This is a genomic window from Coriobacteriia bacterium, from assembly GCA_041658765.1.
GTDB lineage: Bacteria > Actinomycetota > Coriobacteriia > Anaerosomatales > JBAZZO01 > JBAZZO01.
In genome coordinates this window covers 1-17,527 of sequence record JBAZZO010000005.1, presented here as the reverse complement: position 1 = coordinate 17,527, position 17,527 = coordinate 1, and the positions used below count along the sequence as shown (strand labels likewise).

The 17,527-nt window shown below is 67.9% G+C and carries 19 protein-coding genes; 16 read left to right on the top strand and 3 right to left on the bottom strand.

Annotation, left to right across the window (positions count from 1 at the left end; genetic code table 11):
• Positions 1-17: 17 nt before the first annotated feature.
• Complete coding sequence (locus WC971_04400) at positions 18-743, bottom strand: TylF/MycF/NovP-related O-methyltransferase (GenBank protein MFA5844055.1); 726 nt, start codon at positions 741-743, stop codon at positions 18-20.
• A 190-nt stretch (positions 744-933) separates the two neighbouring features.
• Here WC971_04400 and WC971_04395 point away from each other — a divergent pair, with 190 nt between their 5' ends.
• From WC971_04395 to WC971_04320, 16 genes are all read left to right on the top strand, one after another.
• A complete protein-coding gene (locus tag WC971_04395; protein MFA5844054.1) occupies positions 934-1,059 on the top strand; it encodes a hypothetical protein in 126 nt (41 codons plus the stop codon).
• 7 nt (positions 1,060-1,066) lie between these two features.
• Complete coding sequence (locus tag WC971_04390) at positions 1,067-1,531, top strand: YhcH/YjgK/YiaL family protein (GenBank protein MFA5844053.1); 465 nt, start codon at positions 1,067-1,069, stop codon at positions 1,529-1,531.
• A gap of 4 nt (positions 1,532-1,535) precedes the next feature.
• A complete protein-coding gene (locus WC971_04385; protein ID MFA5844052.1) occupies positions 1,536-3,656 on the top strand; it encodes a hypothetical protein in 2,121 nt (706 codons plus the stop codon).
• Positions 3,620-4,735: a Gfo/Idh/MocA family oxidoreductase gene (locus tag WC971_04380; protein MFA5844051.1), complete on the top strand. Its 1,116-nt coding sequence runs from the start codon at positions 3,620-3,622 to the stop codon at positions 4,733-4,735. The genes WC971_04385 and WC971_04380 overlap by 37 nt, the downstream gene beginning before the upstream one ends.
• The gene (locus WC971_04375; protein ID MFA5844050.1) at positions 4,732-5,667 is read left to right on the top strand and encodes a methyltransferase domain-containing protein; all 936 of its coding nucleotides are present in this window, start codon (positions 4,732-4,734) and stop codon (positions 5,665-5,667) included. Before WC971_04380 ends, WC971_04375 begins: the two co-directional genes overlap by 4 nt.
• Before the next feature lie 14 nt (positions 5,668-5,681).
• Positions 5,682-6,296, top strand: a complete 615-nt coding sequence (locus WC971_04370; protein ID MFA5844049.1) for an SIS domain-containing protein — start codon at positions 5,682-5,684, stop codon at positions 6,294-6,296.
• Positions 6,297-6,308: 12 nt separating this feature from the next.
• The gene (locus tag WC971_04365) at positions 6,309-6,995 is read left to right on the top strand and encodes a transaldolase family protein (protein ID MFA5844048.1); all 687 of its coding nucleotides are present in this window, start codon (positions 6,309-6,311) and stop codon (positions 6,993-6,995) included.
• On the top strand, positions 6,992-7,798 hold the full coding sequence (locus WC971_04360; protein MFA5844047.1) for an aldolase/citrate lyase family protein: 807 nt from the start codon (positions 6,992-6,994) through the stop codon (positions 7,796-7,798). The genes WC971_04365 and WC971_04360 overlap by 4 nt, the downstream gene beginning before the upstream one ends.
• Positions 7,795-9,396 (top strand): methyltransferase domain-containing protein, encoded by a 1,602-nt coding sequence (locus WC971_04355; protein MFA5844046.1) that lies wholly within the window; start codon positions 7,795-7,797, stop codon positions 9,394-9,396. Before WC971_04360 ends, WC971_04355 begins: the two co-directional genes overlap by 4 nt.
• Before the next feature lie 283 nt (positions 9,397-9,679).
• Positions 9,680-10,027 carry a hypothetical protein gene (locus WC971_04350; protein ID MFA5844045.1) on the top strand — a complete coding sequence of 116 codons (348 nt, stop codon included), beginning with the start codon at positions 9,680-9,682 and terminating at the stop codon, positions 10,025-10,027.
• The gene (locus WC971_04345; protein ID MFA5844044.1) at positions 10,024-10,371 is read left to right on the top strand and encodes a hypothetical protein; all 348 of its coding nucleotides are present in this window, start codon (positions 10,024-10,026) and stop codon (positions 10,369-10,371) included. Before WC971_04350 ends, WC971_04345 begins: the two co-directional genes overlap by 4 nt.
• Positions 10,372-10,381: 10 nt before the next feature.
• On the top strand, positions 10,382-11,170 hold the full coding sequence (locus WC971_04340; GenBank protein ID MFA5844043.1) for an SDR family oxidoreductase: 789 nt from the start codon (positions 10,382-10,384) through the stop codon (positions 11,168-11,170).
• Positions 11,171-11,199: 29 nt separating this feature from the next.
• The gene (locus WC971_04335; GenBank protein ID MFA5844042.1) at positions 11,200-11,949 is read left to right on the top strand and encodes an SDR family oxidoreductase; all 750 of its coding nucleotides are present in this window, start codon (positions 11,200-11,202) and stop codon (positions 11,947-11,949) included.
• Positions 11,946-12,716, top strand: coding sequence for a 3-deoxy-manno-octulosonate cytidylyltransferase (kdsB, locus tag WC971_04330; GenBank protein MFA5844041.1), 771 nt, complete (start codon positions 11,946-11,948; stop codon positions 12,714-12,716). The genes WC971_04335 and kdsB overlap by 4 nt, the downstream gene beginning before the upstream one ends.
• The gene (locus tag WC971_04325) at positions 12,713-13,642 is read left to right on the top strand and encodes a phosphoglycerate dehydrogenase (protein MFA5844040.1); all 930 of its coding nucleotides are present in this window, start codon (positions 12,713-12,715) and stop codon (positions 13,640-13,642) included. Before kdsB ends, WC971_04325 begins: the two co-directional genes overlap by 4 nt.
• Before the next feature lie 10 nt (positions 13,643-13,652).
• Positions 13,653-15,077: a hypothetical protein gene (locus WC971_04320; protein MFA5844039.1), complete on the top strand. Its 1,425-nt coding sequence runs from the start codon at positions 13,653-13,655 to the stop codon at positions 15,075-15,077.
• A gap of 53 nt (positions 15,078-15,130) precedes the next feature.
• On the opposite strand, the gene WC971_04315 is transcribed toward WC971_04320, so the two are convergent.
• Together WC971_04315 and WC971_04310 are read right to left on the bottom strand one after the other, a co-directional pair.
• The gene (locus WC971_04315; protein ID MFA5844038.1) at positions 15,131-15,979 is read right to left on the bottom strand and encodes an FkbM family methyltransferase; all 849 of its coding nucleotides are present in this window, start codon (positions 15,977-15,979) and stop codon (positions 15,131-15,133) included.
• A 137-nt stretch (positions 15,980-16,116) separates the two neighbouring features.
• A complete protein-coding gene (locus tag WC971_04310; protein MFA5844037.1) occupies positions 16,117-17,400 on the bottom strand; it encodes a GDSL-type esterase/lipase family protein in 1,284 nt (427 codons plus the stop codon).
• Positions 17,401-17,527 lie beyond the last annotated feature (127 nt).

Genomic DNA, 17,527 nt, shown 5'->3' with positions numbered 1-17,527 from the left:
GTATGCCACGCGTCGCGTCACTCGTTGTCGGCGGGCTCCACGATGTTGAGGATGAAGCTCTTCTGCGTCGACCCGCCCATGTGATAGTCGGTCAGCTGGAACCGCGGGTTGGCCGCCAGCCACTCCGCAACGGCGCGGCGCTCGCCCTTGAGGGGGTTGCCGCGGTAGTTGAACCAGTCGTCGAAAACGATCACGGTCCCATCGACGACCAGATCGGTGATGAAAGCCAGCACCGGTCGCGTCGACTCGTACAGGTCGCAGTCGACCATGACGACAGCCGCCGCCGTCAGTCCATGCCGCTGCTTGATCTCGTCCGTGAGCGAATCGTCGTACCAGCCTGGGACGGTGGTGACTTTATCGAGGTCGACTCCGTAGCGGGAGAGTATCGCTCGGAACTCCTCCTCGCTGCAGTTGTAGCGACCCTTGGTGAACCTGGAGTTGCCAGCGTCGACGCCCGAGACGTCGGGCAGTCCCTCGAAGGAGTCGAACGCGAAGTAGCGGGCGCCTGTCTTGACGAGGGGGGCCGGGGCACCCAGTCTCGCATCGCCAGAGTAGGCGCACGCGTTGCGTCGTTCCGACGACCAGTCGGCGATCGCGTCCTCGAGAGCGTGGTACGCGGAGATGAAGGATCCGCCGCGGAAGACCCCGAACTCGAGGTAGTCGCCCTCGACGGCCTCCGCGCACACGTACTCGGCGATCGTCTCCCAATGGGTCTTGGGGATAGGCACGAACTTCTCGATCATCCGCCGACTGGCGGAGCGGATAGCGCGCTTCAGCGAGTAAGGCACAGGCACAGGCACAAGGCGACCCTTTTCCGCTCGGTGTTTGGGACAGCGGCAACGCCGCCACGAACACTAGCAGGTACGCGGAATGCGGGTCAACGCGCGCGCCGCGGGGCTTCTCTGCTCGAAATTTGGCTCGGGGTGTCTCCGCATGAGCGCGTCGCCGCTCTTCATGCGCAAGGACCGGGTGCCCTGCATCACCGCGGCCGGCGACGAGCCCGCGGTGCGACTTGTGGTGAGTCGCGACCTCGTCCCGCACGTCTATCCCGAAGGGTAGGGCGTTCTTGATCTTCGACCGCATCGACCGCCTCACGGCGTACCCGAACGTCCCGCGCGCGCAGCGCGTGGCCGAGTACCTGGCCGCGACCGACGTGGCGTCGCTCACGAGCGGCGAGCACGTCATCGATGGCGGCGACCTCTTCGTGCGCGTGCTGCGCTATGCCCCCTGGGAGCCGGGCACGAACGGCTTCGAGACGCACCGCCGCTATGCCGACATCCAGGTGGTCGTCTCGGGCGCCGAGATCATGCGCGTCGTGTCTGCCGAGACGCTCGCGCCGCTCAAGCTCTGGGACGACGCCGGCGACTGCGGCTTCTTCGCATGCCGGGCGCCCGAGCGGGTGTCGACGATCCTGGCGGAGGCCGGCTCGTTCGTCGTCTTCTTCCCCGGAGAAGCGCACGAGCCGGGTGTGCGCGCGGAAGGCCTCCCCGGCGACGTCGTGAAGCTGGTCTTCAAGACGAAGGTCGCCTGAAGATATGCCTGAGACACCGCCCGCGCTCTACGTCGTCGAGACCCTCACCGCGGGCGCATGGCTCCGCGTCCTCCTGCCCTTCCTCGCTCGTGCGCGCCGGACGGACGGCCGGCCGGTCCTGCGCTACATCGACGCCTCCGGAAGCGGTCTCGCTCTCGCTCGGGCGACGGCGCGCCTGGCCGGCGCGTCGGTCGAGCCGTTCCACTTCCGGATGGTCGACGTGCGCGACGAGCAGGGGAGACTGATCCGGCTGCGCACCGCCTACAGCGACTACGGCGAGGTCTCGGACGAGATACTGCGCGATCCCGCGTTCGAGCGGGTGCTGCGCGATCCCTCCACCACGGGCCGGCTCCCGCTCTTCCTCACGAAGCGCCTCGCGGCGTTCGACTTCTTCAACGCCACCACGGTGTGGCGCGCGCTCTACCTCACGCAGGTCGTCGTCTGGAAGCGCCGGGTCGAAGGTCTCGAAGGCGCCGAGACCGTCCTCTTCATCAACCGGAGCACCTGGCAGCCGCAGGTGGAGGCGTACGGTGCGCATTGGAGCGTGCGCGTCGTCCCCGCGAGGGTCTCGCGAGGCGGCGCGAAGAACGTCGTGCGCCGCGTCTTCGGCACGCGCTTCCTGCAGGCGCGATCGGTCTGGGACTCCATCGCCGACCAGGGCGTCGCCGGGACGCTGCGCTCCATGCGACGCAGGTCCGCGGTTCCGTCCCAAGGGGAGCCGAAGCTCGCCGTCGAGTACTACGGCCAGCTCAACCTCGACCGGCCGGAACTCTACTGCGACGCCTTCTTCTGGCAGCGCTCCGAGGAGCTGCGCGGAGAAGACGTGCTGCTGACCTTCAACACCCCCGGCGATCCCCTCGACCCCGCGAAGTGGGCGGAGATCGCGGGTCACGGGATGTCGGCGATCGCGCTCACCCCTCGCGCGCGCACCGCTCCCGAGGCGCCGGTCTTCTATCACTGGCGGCGCGTGGAGGACGGCCCCGTCGCTTCCCCCGTGTCCCGCGGCTCGCGCGATCCGCGTGGCCGGTGGCTCGAGCAGGAGGTCGCCCAGTACAGGGCGGAGCACGACCGCTGGTACGACCTCTTCACGAGCACCGGGTCGAAGCTCTACGTCTCGTGGTTCAAGTACGTCGCCGACCACTGCGTCATAGCCGACGCGATGGAGGCCGCCGGAGGAGCCACCGCGATCTACCAGCGGGCCCTCGAGGAGTTCCCCTCGCCCGAGCAGGCCATCGGCGCCGACGTGGCGTTCTGTTTCGCCCCGCAGTCCTTCGACATCGAGGCGCGGCAGGGCTCCGAGATCCCGTACCTCGTGGTGACCGGCTACGTTGGCGACCATCGGTTCCCGCTGTTGAAGGCGCCGGCCGCGAAGCTGCGCGAGCGCGTGCTCGCCGCCGGGGCATCGCGCGTCCTCGCCTTCTTCGACGAGAACTCCGCCGCGGACGATCGGTGGCACACGGGCGACAGCTTCATGCGCGTGAACTACGAGTTCATCCTCGGGCGTCTGCTGGCCGACCCGACGCTCGGGCTAGTGCTCAAGCCGAAGGTCCCGGGGACGCTGAGACGCCGTCTCGGGCCGGTCGCGGAACTCCTCGAAGCCGCGATCGCGACCGGGCGCTGCCTCGTGCTAGAGCGCGGCGCGATGCACGGCTCGTATCCGCCCGCGATCGCCGCTCTCGCGGCGGACATCGCGATACACGGGCACCTGTGTGCCGCTACCGCCGGCTTCGAGGCGGCGCTCGTCGGCGTTCCGACGCTGTTGCTGGATCGCGAGGGATGGCCGGGGAGCCGCCTGCACGCTCTCGACGGCACGGTCGCCTTCCCGGACTGGCCCGAGTTGTGGGCCGCGCTCGAGGAGCACCTTCGCGTCCCAGGCGGGACACCGGGGTTCGGGGACTGGTCGCCGCTGTTGCCCGAGCTCGACCCGTTCCGCGACGGGAGGGCGGCCGAGCGCATGGGCACGTACCTGGCGTGGCTCCTCGACGGATTCCGCGAAGGCATGCCGCGCGAGTCCGTCCTCGAGCGGGCCGCCGAGCGATACGCCGGCGCATGGGGAGCGGACAAGGTGGCGCGGGTAGGCTCGCGCGCATGGGCGCCTTTGACATCGCCTTCCGCGCGCCGGTAGAATGTTCAATAACCGAACAGTCGGGTCGAGATGAGGTGACGCAGGTCGTGGGGCGCGTGTTGCGGGCCGGCATCGTCGGCTACGGATACATGGGTGAGATCCGCCGCGCGGTCGTCGACCGCTCGCCCGACCTCGAGCTCGCCGGGGTCGTCGAGCCGGACGCCGCGGTCCGGGCGCGCGCCGGCGACGTGCCCGCGTTCTCGTCACTCGGCGACCTTCTCGCTTCGGGTGTGGACGCAGTCTTCGTCTGCACGCCGAACCGCTTCTCGCCCGACGCATGCGTCGAGGCCATGGCCGCCGGGGCGCACGTCTTCTGCGAGAAGCCGCCGGGGCGCAGCGTGAGCGACATCGAGCGCATCCGCGAGGCGGAAGCCGCCTCGCCCGGCGTCAAGCTGATGTTCGGCTTCAACCACCGTTTCCACCCCGGCATCATCAAGGCGAAGGTCATCGTCGACTCCGGCCGCATGGGCCGCGTCATCGGGCTGCGCGGCGTCTACGGCAAGTCGGGTGGCGTGGGCTTCAAGGCGTCGTGGCGCAACGACAAGGACGTCTCCGGAGGCGGGATCCTGCTCGACCAGGGGATCCACATGCTCGACCTCTTCCGCTACGTCGGCGGCGACTTCGAGCGCGTGAAGTGCTTCGTCGACAACACGTTCTGGGGCTTCGACATCGAGGACAACGCATACGTCGTCCTCCATTCGGACTCCGGGCGCTCGGCCATGCTGCACTCGTCCGCGACGCTGTGGAAGCACACGTTCCGCCTCGACGTCATACTCGAGGAGGGCTACCTCGTCGTCGACGGCCTGCTCTCGAAGTCGGGAAGCTACGGGCGCGAGCGCATCGTCGTCGGCAAGCGCCAGTTCGAGGACGAGGCCGAGGCGGTCGGCAATCCGGCCGAGGAGGTCACGTACTTCGACCGCGACCAGTCGTGGGACCTCGAGGTCGCGGAGTTCGCGGCGTGCGTGCTCGAGGACCGGCCGGTCGCTGTCAGCTCGTCTCTCGACGCGCTGCGCGTGATGGAGATCGTCGAGGCGGCGTACGCGGACGCGCACGCCGGACCGCGGGAGGCCGCACGATGAAGAACATCGTCATCTTCGACGACTACAGCGAGAAGGACCTCAAGCCGCCCGCGCTCCTGCGCGAGTACGTCGAGCTGACCGAGCGGGACGTGCGGGAGATGCTCGTACCGGCCGCCGCGCTCCGCGTGCCCTGCCCCGCGTGTCTGAGCCCGGACGTCGCCTCCACCTTCGAGAAGTTCGGCCTCACGTACGCGGAGTGCGCCTCGTGCGGCACGCTCTACGTGACGCCGCGCCCGTGCGACTCGGGCCTCGATCGCTACGACCGTGAGTCCTCCGCCCGCCGTTTCTGGCGCGAGGAGCTGGCGCCCGGTTCCGGCGCGGCGCGGCGCGAGAAGATCGTCAAACCTAGAGGCGAGTGGGTCGTCGACTCGACGCGCGAGCATCTGCCCGGCGCGAAGCTGTGCGCCGACATCGGCACCGCGCAGTCGACCTACATCGACGAGATCGCGGCCGAGGGGCTGTTCGACCGCGTCGTCCGCGACGCGCTCTTCGAGCGCGCCGACGTCGTCACGCTCTTCGAGGTCGCCGACCGCACGTCCGACGTCGACGCGCTCTTCGCACGGGCGCGCGCGATGCTGGGCGAGCGCGGGCTCGCCTTCGTCACCGCGATCCTCGTGTCCGGATTCGACCTGCAGATGCTCTGGGACCGCGCCGACAACATCTTCCCGCCCGACCGCCTCAACGTCTTCTCGGTCGACGGTCTGAAGACGCTTACAGCCCGTCACGGGTTCGAGCCCATCGAGTTCTCGACGCCGGGCATCCTCGACGTCGAGATCGTCGCGGCCGCCCTCGAGCGCGACCCCTCGCTGCCCGTTCCGCGCTGGGCCCGCTACCTGCTCTCGCGCGAAGAGCACACGCGCCGCGATTTCCAGCGCTTCCTCCAGTCCGAGCTGCTCAGCAGTTACGGCCGCGTCGTCCTCACCACGGTCTGAAGAAGGAGATGGGCATGTCCTACGCCGACGACTACCTCGAGCAGGCCGCCGAGATCTGCCGGCTTCTCGACCGCGACGCCATCGAGCGCATGATCGCCATCGTGCTCGACGTGCGCGAGCGCGGCGGGCGTCTCTTCCTCCTCGGCGTCGGCGGGAGCGCCGGCTCGTGCTCGCACGCGGTGAACGACTTCCGCAAGCTGGCCGGGATCGAGACGTACACTCCCGTCGACAACGTCTCCGAGCTCACCGCTCGCACCAACGACGAGGGCTGGGAGACGGTCTTCGTCGAGTGGCTGAAGACGAGCCGCCTGCGTGCGGACGACGCGGTGCTCGTCTTCTCCGTCGGCGGGGGAGACGCGAAGCGCGGCATCAGCGCGAACCTCGTGCGCGCGCTCGACCACGCTAAGTGGGTCGGCGCGCGTGTGATCGGCGTCGTCGGGCGCGACGGCGGCCACACCGCGAAGGTGGCGGACGCTTGCGTGATAGTCCCGACGCTCGACCCGGCGACGGTGACCCCGCACGCGGAGGCGTTCGCGGGGGTCGTCTGGCATCTCATCGTCTCCGACCCGAGGGTGATGGCGCACGGCAACAAGTGGGAATCGACCGCGGCCGGCGAGACCGGCGAGTAAGGAGAGAAGGCCATGGCTATCTTCCTCGACACGGGTAACATCGCCGAGATCGAGCAGTTCCACCGCATGGGGATCGTTCGCGGGGTCACGACGAACCCGACGATCCTGCTGAAGTGCGGCGTGACCGGCGGCATGGCCGCCGTGCAAGAGCGCACGGTCGAGATCGCGAAGCTCATCGCGCCCCTGCCGCTGTCGGTGGAGGTCACCACCAACGACCGCGCCGGGATGATCTCGCAGGCGCAGGAGATCGCCGCGCTCGCGCCGAACGTGAACGTGAAGATCACCATCCACGGTCCGAACGGCGAGCTCGACAACCTCGAGGTCGTCCACGAGCTCGAGACGGTCCACGACATCCGCGTGAACGTGACCGCGATGATGAGCGCCCAGCAGTGCTTCCTCGCCGCGCTCGCCGGCGCGACCTATGTCTCCATCTTCGGCGGCCGCGTCGCGAACATGGGTTACGACCCGCGCGAGGAGATCCGCAAGCTCCGCGACCTCATCGACGACTTCGAGCTCGACTCCAGGATCATCGTCGGATCGACGCGCGAGGTGCTCAACATCATCGAGTGGCTGCACGCGGGCGCGCACATCGTCACGGTGGTACCCTCGCTGGTGGAGGGGATGATCGTGCACCCGTACTCGAAGGAGACGGTGCAGATGTTCCTGCGCGACGCCGCGGAATGCGAGAAGCTGCTGTGAGCGGCCAGAGCGACCTCGACTCGCTTAACGCCCGTCGCCGCGCGCTCAAGGCGCGCCTGCGCGGGCGCGAGCGCACGCTCGCTGCGTGGACGTCGCTGGCGCACCCGTCGATCACCGAGATCTTTGCCCGCGCCGGTGTCGACTTCGTCGGTATCGACGTCGAGCACGGGACGATCTCGCACGAGCAGGCGCAGTGCGTGATCGCCGCCGCGCAGGCCGGAGGGACGCTGTGCCTTCCGCGCATCGCCTCTCACAACCCCGAGGCGATGAAGCGCTTCCTCGACTCGGGCGCCGACGGTCTCATCGTGCCGATGGTCGACACTCCCGAGCAGGCCGCGGACCTCGTGGCTTGGTCGACGTACCCGCCGATCGGGCGGCGCAGCTTCGGCGTCTCGCGCGCCCAGGGGTACGGCTTCGATTTCGACGCCTATGCGGCCGCGTGGAACGGCGCGGGGTCGCTTCTGGTTCAGATCGAGTCGGTCACCGGTGTCGCCAACGTAGACGCTATCCTCGCGAACGACGCCGTCGACGGCGCGATGATCGGCCCCTACGACATCTCCGGTTCGCTCGGAGTCCCCGGGCAGCTCGACCACCCGAAGGTGCGCGAGGCCGGCGCCGCGGTGGTCGAGGCGTGCCGGCGCGCCGGCAAGGCGTGCGGCACCCAGATAGTCGACCCCGACGAAGCGTCGGTCGCCGCCGCCTTCGACGAGGGCTACACGTTCGTCGTGCTCTCCTCCGACGTCTTCCTCCTGTGGAAGTGGGCCGAGCGCATGCGCGGCGTCGTCGCCTCCACCCGGGCATGACGCCGAAGGTCGTCATCCTCGATTTCGACGGGACGCTCGTCGACTCGGTGGGCATCAAGGACCGCGCCTTCGCCTCCCTCTACGCGCACCTGCCCGAGTGGCCCGAGATCGAGCGGTACCACCTCGCGAACAACGCGGTGATCCGCTTCGAGAAGTTCCGCCACATCGCAGAGGATATCCTCGGCGAGCCGTACACGCCCGAGACGGAGGAGCGCCTGGCGGCCGAGTTCTCGGCGTGCGTGACCGAGGCGATCGTCGCCTGCCCGTGGGTCGACGGAGCGCTCGAGTTCCTGCGGGAGTGGTCGGCGCGTGTGCCGCTCTACCTCGTCTCCGTGAATCCCGCCGGCGAGCTCGCGCGCATCCTCGAGGCCCGCGAGGCCGCCGGTTTCTTCCGCGAGGTCTACGCGACGCCGTGGGTGAAGACCGACGCGTTCGCCGACATCCTCGCGCGGGAAGGTGTGAGCGCCGCCGACGCGGTCTTCGTCGGCGACACGCCCGAGGACCGCGCGTTCGCCGAGAAGGCGGGCATCCCCTTCGTCGGTCGCGACAGCGGCAAGCCGCTCGGCGAGGGCGTGCCGGTCTTCGCCGACATGCGCGGCGTCTCGGCGTTCCTCGACTCCGGCGGCGCGCCCGCGTCCTGCCCCGCGTGCGGCGAGCCCTGGCGCGAGAGCGGACCGCGTCTGCCGTACCCGGCATCCGGCTCCGAGGACGCGCCCGGTCTGCCTAGCGAGGTCGCGGTCTGCGCGGAGTGCGGCACGGGAGTCGCCGTCCCGCCGATCTCCGACGAGCAGACCGCCGCTCTCTACGGTGAGGGCGGCTACTGGAAGCCGGTCGATGTCGTCGACCTGAGGCCGCACCTGCACCCGGGGCACGTGGCGCTCGCGCGCGCGCGATGGGCGTTCGTAGAGCCGTTCCTCGCCGCGAACGGTCGTGACGGTGCGCGCGTGCTCGACGTGGGAGCCGGACACGGCTTCCTCGGCGTCGCCGCCGCTCAGGGCGCTTCCGTGCGCTGCGTCGAGTACTGGGCCGCCGAGCCCGACTCGGCGATGCTCTCGTCGCTGGAGGCCGCGTGGCCGCGTCTCGCTTCGGCCTGCGCGCTGCGCGGCTGCGCCGACGCCGCCGACGCCGAGGGCGCCTTCGACCTCGTCGTGCTCTCGAACGTCCTCGAGCACGTCGCGCAACCGCTCGCGCTTCTGACGCTCGTCGCTTCGAAGCTCGGCGAAGACGGGCTAGTCCTCATCGACGTCCCGAACGGCGATCACCGCTTCAAGGCGGACGTCTTCCCGCACCTCGTCTTCTTCAGCCGCGAGGGACTCTCGCGGCTTCTCGCGCGCGCCGGTCTGGAAGTGCTCGCGTGCGAGGGGTTCGGGCGGGCGTACGTGAAGTCGCCGATCAACGGCGCGCGGCGCACGCTCAAGGTCCGCGCCGTCGAGCGCCTCTACGGGCTGAGACGCCTGCTGCCCGCCCGCGTGTCGGCGGCATTCTTCGATTCGTACTTCGGCGCTTCGCGCCGCGACGCGGACGGCACCTGGCTGCGCGCGGTGGGAGGCAAGCACCAGGTTGTCGACAATGAGGGGAGTGATCGAGATGGGACCTGAAGACATCACACGGAGGCTGTATGCGACGTACTTCGCGGAGGGGGACCCCTCCGCCAGAGTGACCTCCTCGCACTGGAGTCTCATGCACCAGCGGACTCGTGTCACTCTCGACGAAGGCGAGCGACCTCAGCTGGTCGGTTTCGGCTTTGGGGATGCATGCGACCTCTCACTGGCGTCGCGACTCTTGTCCGCGATGACCATCATGAGTTATCAAGGGGGCTTGCCTGCAGAATATCGCCCGTCTGGTGAGCTCATGAGACAAGCGCGCAGACTCGCCGACCGGATGGGACTCATCTTCTCGTACGACATCTTCCGGCAGGTTTGTGCATTCAGCCTGATACGCTCGCGCGCTCCTTGGCCGTCAGGACCGACGATCGCGCTGAGTATCGGCGATGGCTACGGCTTCCTCTCGGCCCTCATCAAGGAAGTTTGGTCCGATACGACGGTTTGTCTCGTGGACCTAGGCAAAACGTTGCTGTTCCAGGCCCATCATCTTGGTCGGGCGTTCCCAGGTGCCGCACATGTGCTCTTCGGCGACACCGAGGTTGAAGATGTCTCTGGTGTCGATTTCGTCTACTGTCCCGCAGAACGCTTAGCGGATTGGCCGCGGGGGGGGGCATTCAGTTGGTGACGAACATCGCGTCGATGCAGGAAATGGCACCGAAGACGGTGCGGGACTACTTCGATTTCCTGCGTCGCAATGTCGATACTGAGAATCTCTTCTACTGCTGCAATCGCGTTCGCAAGGAGATGCCGGGCGGTGAGGTCTCCGATTTTGCGTCGTACTCTTGGTCGGAGACTGATACCGATCTGATTGATGGTGTCTGCCCCTGGCACCGGTACTATCTAGCTCCACATAATTCAGCGCGAGGGCCGCGTGTCCTCGGGCTTCGGATTCCGTTCGTCAACTACTTCGACGGAGATCACGTCCATCGGCTGACCCGACTTGCGGTTGAGCCCGAACTCGAGGGGTAGTGACTGATCCATGCCTGCGGTGAACGAGTACGTCGGGACGCTGTTCAGCCTCGAAGGCAAGGCCGCGGCCGTCATCGGCGGCGGCGGCCACCTGTGCGGGGAGATGGCGCGCGCCTTCGCGCGGGCCGGAGCGAAGGTCGCGGTGCTGGACAAGGACCCCGCCAAGGCAACGGCGGTCGCCGCGCAGATCGCGGACGCCGGTGGCGAGGCGCTCGCGATCCCCATCGACGTCGTCGACAAGGCGAGTCACGAGTCGGCGCTCGCGAGCGTGCTCGAGGCGTTCGGCCGCGTCGACGTCCTCGTGAACGGCGCGGGCATCAACGCGCCGACGCCGTTCTTCGACATCGAGGTCGACGAGTGGCGCGCGATCGTCGACTCGCACTCCACCGGCACGATGCTGGGGTGCCAGGTCTTCGGGAAGCACATGGTCGAGCGGGGGAGCGGCTCGATCGTCAACATGTCGTCGGCGTCCGCCGGTCCGCCGCTGTCGAAGGCGTTCGCCTACTCGGTCGCGAAGGCCGGGATCCGCAACCTCACGCAGAATCTCGGACGCGAATGGGGCAAGAAGGGCGTGCGGGTGAACGCGCTGCAGCCCGGCTTCTTCCCGACGGAGTGGTCGATGAAGAACTTCATCGACGCCGATCGCGAGGCGGCGATCCTCGGGCACACGCCGATGGGACGCTACGGACGTCCGGAGGAGCTCGTCGGCGCCGTGATATGGCTCGCGAGCGACGCGTCCGCGTTCGTCACCGGCGCCGAGATCACGGTCGACGGCGGCTTCACGTGCATGACGATCTGAAGGGGACGGCGATGACACAGGAGACTCTCTTGCCGCGCACGGTCGTGGTGACCGGCGGCAACCGGGGCATCGGGGCCGGCATCGTCCGCGCGTTCGTGGCGGCGGGCGATCGCGTGCTCGTGGGCGCGCGCACCGACACGCACCTCGAGGAGGACCTCGGCGAAGCCGTGCGGTTCGCGCGGTGCGACGTCCGCTCGGAGGCCGACCTTGCCGCGCTCGCCGACGCCGCGCTCGAGTGGACGGGGCGGCTCGACGTCTGGGTGAACTGCGCGGGCTTCTCCGCCTGGCGCCGGGTCGAGGACGTCGACGAGACGTTCTGGGACGAGATGCTCGACACCAACCTCAAGGGCACTTTCTTTGGGTGCAAGGTCGCCGCCGGGCGTCTCGACGCAGGCGGCGCGATCGTGAACGTCTCGTCCATCGCCGGGCGGCGCGGCAGCGCGAACAACTCCGTCTACTGCGCTAGCAAGTTCGGCGTCACCGGCGTCACCCAGTCGCTCGCCAAGGAACTCGGGCCCGGGGGCGTGCGCGTCAACGCGGTCTGTCCTGTCTACGTGGACACGGACGGGCTCATGGAGGCTCTCGAGGGCCCGCATTCGCCGGCCGGCGGAGGGGACGTCGGCGCCTACCTCGCGGCGTTCGCCGCCGACCAGACCGCCCTCAAGCGTCTCCCGAGCGCGGCCGAAGTGGGCGCCGCGGTCGTCTTCCTCGCATCGCCCGCCGCCTCCGCGATCACCGGACAGTCCCTCCACGTCGACTGCGGAGTGATGCCCGCATGAGCCGTCCGCGCATAGCCGCCGTGATCCCGGCCCGCATGGGGGCCTCGCGCTTCCCGGGCAAGCCGCTCGCGCTCATCGCCGGCCTGCCGATGGTCGAGCACGTGCGCCGTCGCGTCGCGCTCTCTCCCGTCGTCGACGAGGTCGTCGTCGCGACGTGCGACGAGGCGATCGTCGCGGTCGTGTCGGGCTTCGGCGGCCGCGCCGTCATGACCGCCGACACGCACGAGCGCTGCACCGACCGCGTGGAGGAGGCTTCCGCGTCCATCGACGCCGGCGTGATCGTCATCGTCCAGGGAGACGAGCCGCTCTTCGACCCCGGTGTCATCGAGCCGCTCGTCGCGCCCATCCTCGCCGACCCGGCGGTGGCGTGCACGAATCTCGTCTCCGTCATCCACGACGAGGCCGACCTGCTCGACCAGGACATCGTGAAAGCCGTGCTCGACGAGGCCGGCCGGATCATGTACTTCTCCAGGGCGCCCATCCCGTTCATGCGGGTGCGCGCCGGCGCGCCGATGTTCCGCCAGACCGGGATCTCCGCCTTCACGACGGCGTTCCTGCGCGAGTTCTCCGCCCTCGAGCCGACCCCGCTCGAGATCGCCGAGTCCGTCGACTTCCTGCGCATCCTCGAGCACGGCCGCTCGATACGCGCCGTCGTCTTCGACCGCCCCACCCTCGGAGTCGACCGTGAGGACGACATACCGCCGGTCGAGCGAGCCTTGCGTGACGATCCCGAACAGGCAGCCCTATGGGAAAGGATCCGCCCGTGAGCGAGAAGGTACTCATCGCCCTCGGAACGTTCTGCGAGAGCGGCCGCCGTCCCCTCGACGAGCTCGAGGCGAGTGGACGCCCGTTCGTGCTCAACCAGTACAAGCGCCGTCTCGTGCCCGAGGAGATCGTCGAGCTCGGTCGCGACTGCGCGGGGATCGTCGCGGGCGTCGAGCCCTACACCCGCGAGGTCCTCGAGGCGCTTCCCGAGCTTAGAGTCGTGAGCCGGTGCGGCGTCGGCGTCGACAACGTCGACCTCGATGCGGCGCGCGAGCGCGGTGTGGCCGTGCGCAACACGCCCGACGTCGTGGTGCAGCCGGTCGCCGAGATGACGCTCGCCGTCGTTCTCGACCTGATGCGCCGCCTCACCGTGCAGACCGCCGCGATGAAGGCGGGCCGCTGGGAGAAGCACACAGGCAACCTGCTCGCGGGTAAGACCGTGGGCGTCGTCGGTCTCGGTCGCATCGGCCGCCGCGTCGCGGAGCTCTTCGCCGCCGTGGGCGCCGAGGTCGTCGGCGCCGACCCGATGTGCGATGCGGACTGGGCGGGCCGCGTCGGCGTCGGCGTCTGCGACCTCGGGAAGCTTCTCGCCGCGGCCGATGTTGTGAGCGTGCACGTCGCTGCGCCCAAGGACGTGCCGTTCCGGCTCGGCGCCGCCGAGTTCGCGGCTATGAGGCCCGGGGCGTACTTCGTGAACATGGCGCGAGGCGCCTACGTCGACGAGGACGCGCTCTACGACGCGCTCGCGAGCGGGCGAGTCGCCGGAGCGGGTCTCGACGTCTTCTCGGCCGAGCCGTACACGGGGCGCCTCCTCGAGCTCGAGAACGTCGTCTGCACGCCTCACGTCGCGACGCTCACTCACGAGTCGCGGCTCCGCATGGAGGTCGAGGCGGTCCTGAACTGCCTCGACGCCCTCGGCGCCGGGTAGGAGGGGCGACGTGGGAGTCCTTGCGACGATCGCCGACGACGGCTTCGAGGCCGCCGCCGCGCGCTTCGTCGCAGCTGCCGCCCGCGAGCTGCCCGAAGACCTTGCGACGCTCGCCTTCGCATCCCCGCTCGCGGTGCGAAGCCCCGACCTCTCGCTGCTGTGGCACGAGGGTCTTCGCCGTCTCGAACCGCGGCGCGTCACGCGCGCCGTCCTTGCGGCGCAGCTCGTGGAGTCGGCGAAGGGCTTCGTTCGGCTGCTCACCACGCATCGGCGGTTCGCGTGGAAGGCCTACGGCTCGCAATCGGGGAAGCTGCTCGTCGCGACCGCCATCTGCGGTGAGGAGCGCGACGGTGTCTTCGTCACGCCGTACGTCCCGACCGTATCGGACGACGCCGTCTTCGTATTCGGGACCACCGACCGGCTCGCGAGCGGCGCGACTCCCGTGCGCCCGATGGGCTTCGGCGAGAAGCTTCGGATCGCGTCTCGCCTTGCGGCGGCAGGCGCTCGCGCGCTGCGGGAGGCCGGAGGCACGGCGCGCGAACGTGTTTGGCTCCACTCGACGTGGGAAGCGTGGTCCTTCGGCCTCGCATGGCTCCACGACCGCTACCTCGACCGCGCGCTCGACGACCACCTCGATGCACGCACGGCGACCGCGGTGGGCTGCATCCACGAGATGCACCCGTACGCGCGGGTCGTGTGGCGCGTCGCAGCCGCGCGAGGCCTGGAGCGGCGGGCGGTCCAGCACGCCGCGGTGACGGAAGGGAAGCGGTGGTATTTCCCGCAGCGCGAGGAACTCGAGGCGGGTCTCGCCGTCCCCGACGTCCTCTTCGCATTCGACGAGCGCGTGGCGGAGCTTCTGCGTCCCGCCCTGACCGCGACGCGCTTCCCGCCCGGCTGCTCCGGCCGCTACGTGGGGTGGAAGGCGGCCGAACCGCTCGTGGCGCCCGGTCGCTGCGTTCTCGCCGCCGGCGCTCTCGCCCGCTTCGAGAACGACACCCTGTTGGCCGCCGTCGCGCGGTTGGTGCGTGACGGCTCCCGCCTGCCGGTACGGGTGCGTCTCCATCCCTTCGCCGACGTCTCGCGCGCCGACCGCCGTCGGCTCGCGTCGTGGGAGCGCGAGGGGCGCGTCGAGGTCTCGCGCGGCGTGCCCTTGAGCGACGACCTCTCCGATGCGGCAGTCGTTCTCGGTATGGGTACGACCGTGCTCGAGGAAGCACTGCTGCTCGGCAGACCGGTCGTGCAACTCACCGACGAGCGGTATGTTCGGTACGTCGACGTGGAGGGTGTGAGCGGCGCGCTCGTAGTGGATGCGGGATCGTTCGAGGCGGCGGATATCGAGCGTGCCGCCGACCTGGCCGTCGATCCCGCTGCTGTGCGCGCTAGCCTCGGCCTCGACCACCCGGTCGTCGATTACGCGCGGTTGTTCTCGGGCTGAGGCCTACTCCGAAGGTGTCACGAGGACATCACATCGTGAACGGCCTATCATTGTCATTCTGGTCTGACGAAAATGTGGTTGTATACGTTGGAGAATTCGCCTTCATCAGACTCAGGAACATGCTTCCGCTCTTGGAGCCTCAATCCCGAACGTTCAAACAATGCCGTTACTTCTTGGTAGTACTGTCGTCTCTCGGTATGTAGTTCTATGAGAACTGACTTGAGTCGACTATCGGCAAGTGTGCGCCTGGAACCTCTTACGATCTTGTCTTCTATCCCATCGACATCCAGCTTGATGTGATTTGGGAATGGAGGGCCGAATTGTTCAATGAAATCATCTACACCAAAACCCACCATTGCTTGCTTCAATGACGCAGTAAATGGGTTGCCTTGCCAATCAGTCGCCTCGCCGAAGCTGTTCAGTGCTCCACCGAGTTCTGTGTTCGCCATGAAGAAGACATCCAGTTTCGTTGTGTCATTGAAGGCTATGCAGTAGGCAGATACCTTGTTGTCCAGCCTGTTGATCTCAATATTCCTGCTCAGCAAGTAATAGTTACTTGGCGAAGGTTCGAATGACAAGACAGGGTGTCCCAATGTCGCTGCGTACAGAGAATAAGCACCGACATTCGCACCGATGTCCCACAAGACGTCGTCGTCTTTGAACGTGCCTATCCATTCTATCGTCTCGGGTTCTTTCGTAAGAAGGGTTCGCGCACGCCATTCAGGCAACTTCCCAGGACAGAAGAACACTATTTGGCCATGGTCGGTCTTCTGAGTGACATATGGCGACAGATTCTCCGCCAAATACGCGGATATCTGTGTAGCTCTGTTCCCGCCGACGATACTGATAGTTCTCATGAGAAGTCTGCTAGCAACTGTTAGTATTCTCTGCTTAACGCTCACGAATACTCTTTCTCCTTCTCTGTGGGGCAACATCTCTGCCGCCGCAGCATCTGCGCGTCCAATATACCATCATAGTTCTTCCGTTCCTGACCGTCCGCCGTTGCGCGGTCTCGGCGGTCTGAGCGGATCTGCCGACGTCAGTGCGGGCGGTGTACCCTGCGGGCCAGGTTCTGGCCCTGCTCGGTGCCCATCACCGCGGCGGCGACGAGTCTGCCGAACAGCGCGGTTCCGGCTTTCGTGTGGTGGATACCGTCGGTGTAGTACCAGGGCTTCCCGACGTTGCCGTCCGGACGGAACGCGAATGCGTCGTGCGTGTGCGCCACCGACACCCCCTGCCCCTCTTGTGCTCGCACCCAGGCGTTGTACGCGTGTTTGTCGGCGTTGCCGGGGTCCGCGTCCTGGAAGACGCTAGCCGGCGTCGCCTCGCACAGGACGATGCGTATCCCGGCTTTGCGGGCGGCATCGAGCACCGCGCGCACGTTCTCGATGATGGTGTCGGCGTGCTCGCCCCGGATGATCGCCGCGACACCGCACTCGATGATGACGACCTTGGGGTCGAGCACGAGCACGTCGGTCTCGAAACGCTTCCTCAGCTCCGCCGAGGTCATGCCACCGATGCCGCGGTTCATCACGAAGCTCGGCGGGTTCAGCCGCATGCTGGCCTGGTAAGCGATATCGTTCGTGAAGTCCCAGGTGGAGTAGGGCGCCATGTCCTCGATGTGCCCGAAGGTCAGCGAGTCCCCGATGGCCACGATCTTGGGCTCGAAGCACAGAAGGGCCTGGGTGTACGACGCCCCCGGCATCGTGCCCGCCGTGCTGATACGTATCTTCGCGACCTTCCCCGCGAACGGGAGGGCAGGTCCGAGGCGTGCGTAGTCGGCGACGGCGTCCCCGCCAGATGACGCTGCGACGGTCCCATCGGGCAGGACATCGAGGAATACACGGTTCCACTGGTTCGAGTAGTGGCCCTCCTGGGTCGCATCGGTGCCGTTCGTCCCGAATGTGATCATCAGCCTGTCGAGGGTCACGTGCGCGAGCTCGACGTCGTTCTCGTCGAGCAGCGAGAGCCGTGCCGCGCTCATGTCCGGTGCCTGGACGTCCCACTTCACGACGTACCTGCCGGTCGGAGCGTCGAAGGGCACGGTGGCCCAAGACTGGGTCTCGGCGGCCGGCTTCCGGAAACGGATGCGATACCGGATACCCGGTGGCCGGACCAGACTCGAGCGCAACGCGGTCACGTCGCCCGATGTGGACCACCCTTCGGGGATCCTCTCGGACTCCACGTAGTCGAGCAGGTAGATGCCCGGCCCCGTCTGCAGTCGCTCCGACCCGGAGTTCGACCCACGCACCGCGCGCGCGACGGCGATCGCGGCCGGAAGGCCCAGTCGCGCCTGATGTCCGGACGTCGAGAGGGCGCTCAAGACCTGCGTTCCGCAGCTAATTGCCCTTCTGGGCCACGTCCGAGGATAAAAGTGCAGGTCAGGGGTTTGCGACCAGTCGGAAATCGCGAAATGTCATAGATACACGTTTCGTGAATTGCGGGTTGCA

Bases quoted from the DNA above. Each gene is read 5' to 3' on its own strand.
- WC971_04375 (MFA5844050.1), top strand. From the start codon at position 4,732: ATGAAGAACATCGTCATCTTCGACGACTACAGCGAGAAGGACCTCAAG.
- WC971_04380 (MFA5844051.1), top strand. From the start codon at position 3,620: ATGGGCGCCTTTGACATCGCCTTCCGCGCGCCGGTAGAATGTTCAATA.
- WC971_04365 (MFA5844048.1), top strand. From the start codon at position 6,309: ATGGCTATCTTCCTCGACACGGGTAACATCGCCGAGATCGAGCAGTTC.
- kdsB (MFA5844041.1), top strand. From the start codon at position 11,946: ATGAGCCGTCCGCGCATAGCCGCCGTGATCCCGGCCCGCATGGGGGCC.
- WC971_04340 (MFA5844043.1), top strand. From the start codon at position 10,382: ATGCCTGCGGTGAACGAGTACGTCGGGACGCTGTTCAGCCTCGAAGGC.
- WC971_04400 (MFA5844055.1), bottom strand. From the start codon at position 743: ATGATCGAGAAGTTCGTGCCTATCCCCAAGACCCATTGGGAGACGATC.
- WC971_04370 (MFA5844049.1), top strand. From the start codon at position 5,682: ATGTCCTACGCCGACGACTACCTCGAGCAGGCCGCCGAGATCTGCCGG.
- WC971_04395 (MFA5844054.1), top strand. From the start codon at position 934: ATGAGCGCGTCGCCGCTCTTCATGCGCAAGGACCGGGTGCCCTGCATC.
- WC971_04355 (MFA5844046.1), top strand. From the start codon at position 7,795: ATGACGCCGAAGGTCGTCATCCTCGATTTCGACGGGACGCTCGTCGAC.
- WC971_04385 (MFA5844052.1), top strand. From the start codon at position 1,536: ATGCCTGAGACACCGCCCGCGCTCTACGTCGTCGAGACCCTCACCGCG.
- WC971_04350 (MFA5844045.1), top strand. From the start codon at position 9,680: ATGGGACTCATCTTCTCGTACGACATCTTCCGGCAGGTTTGTGCATTC.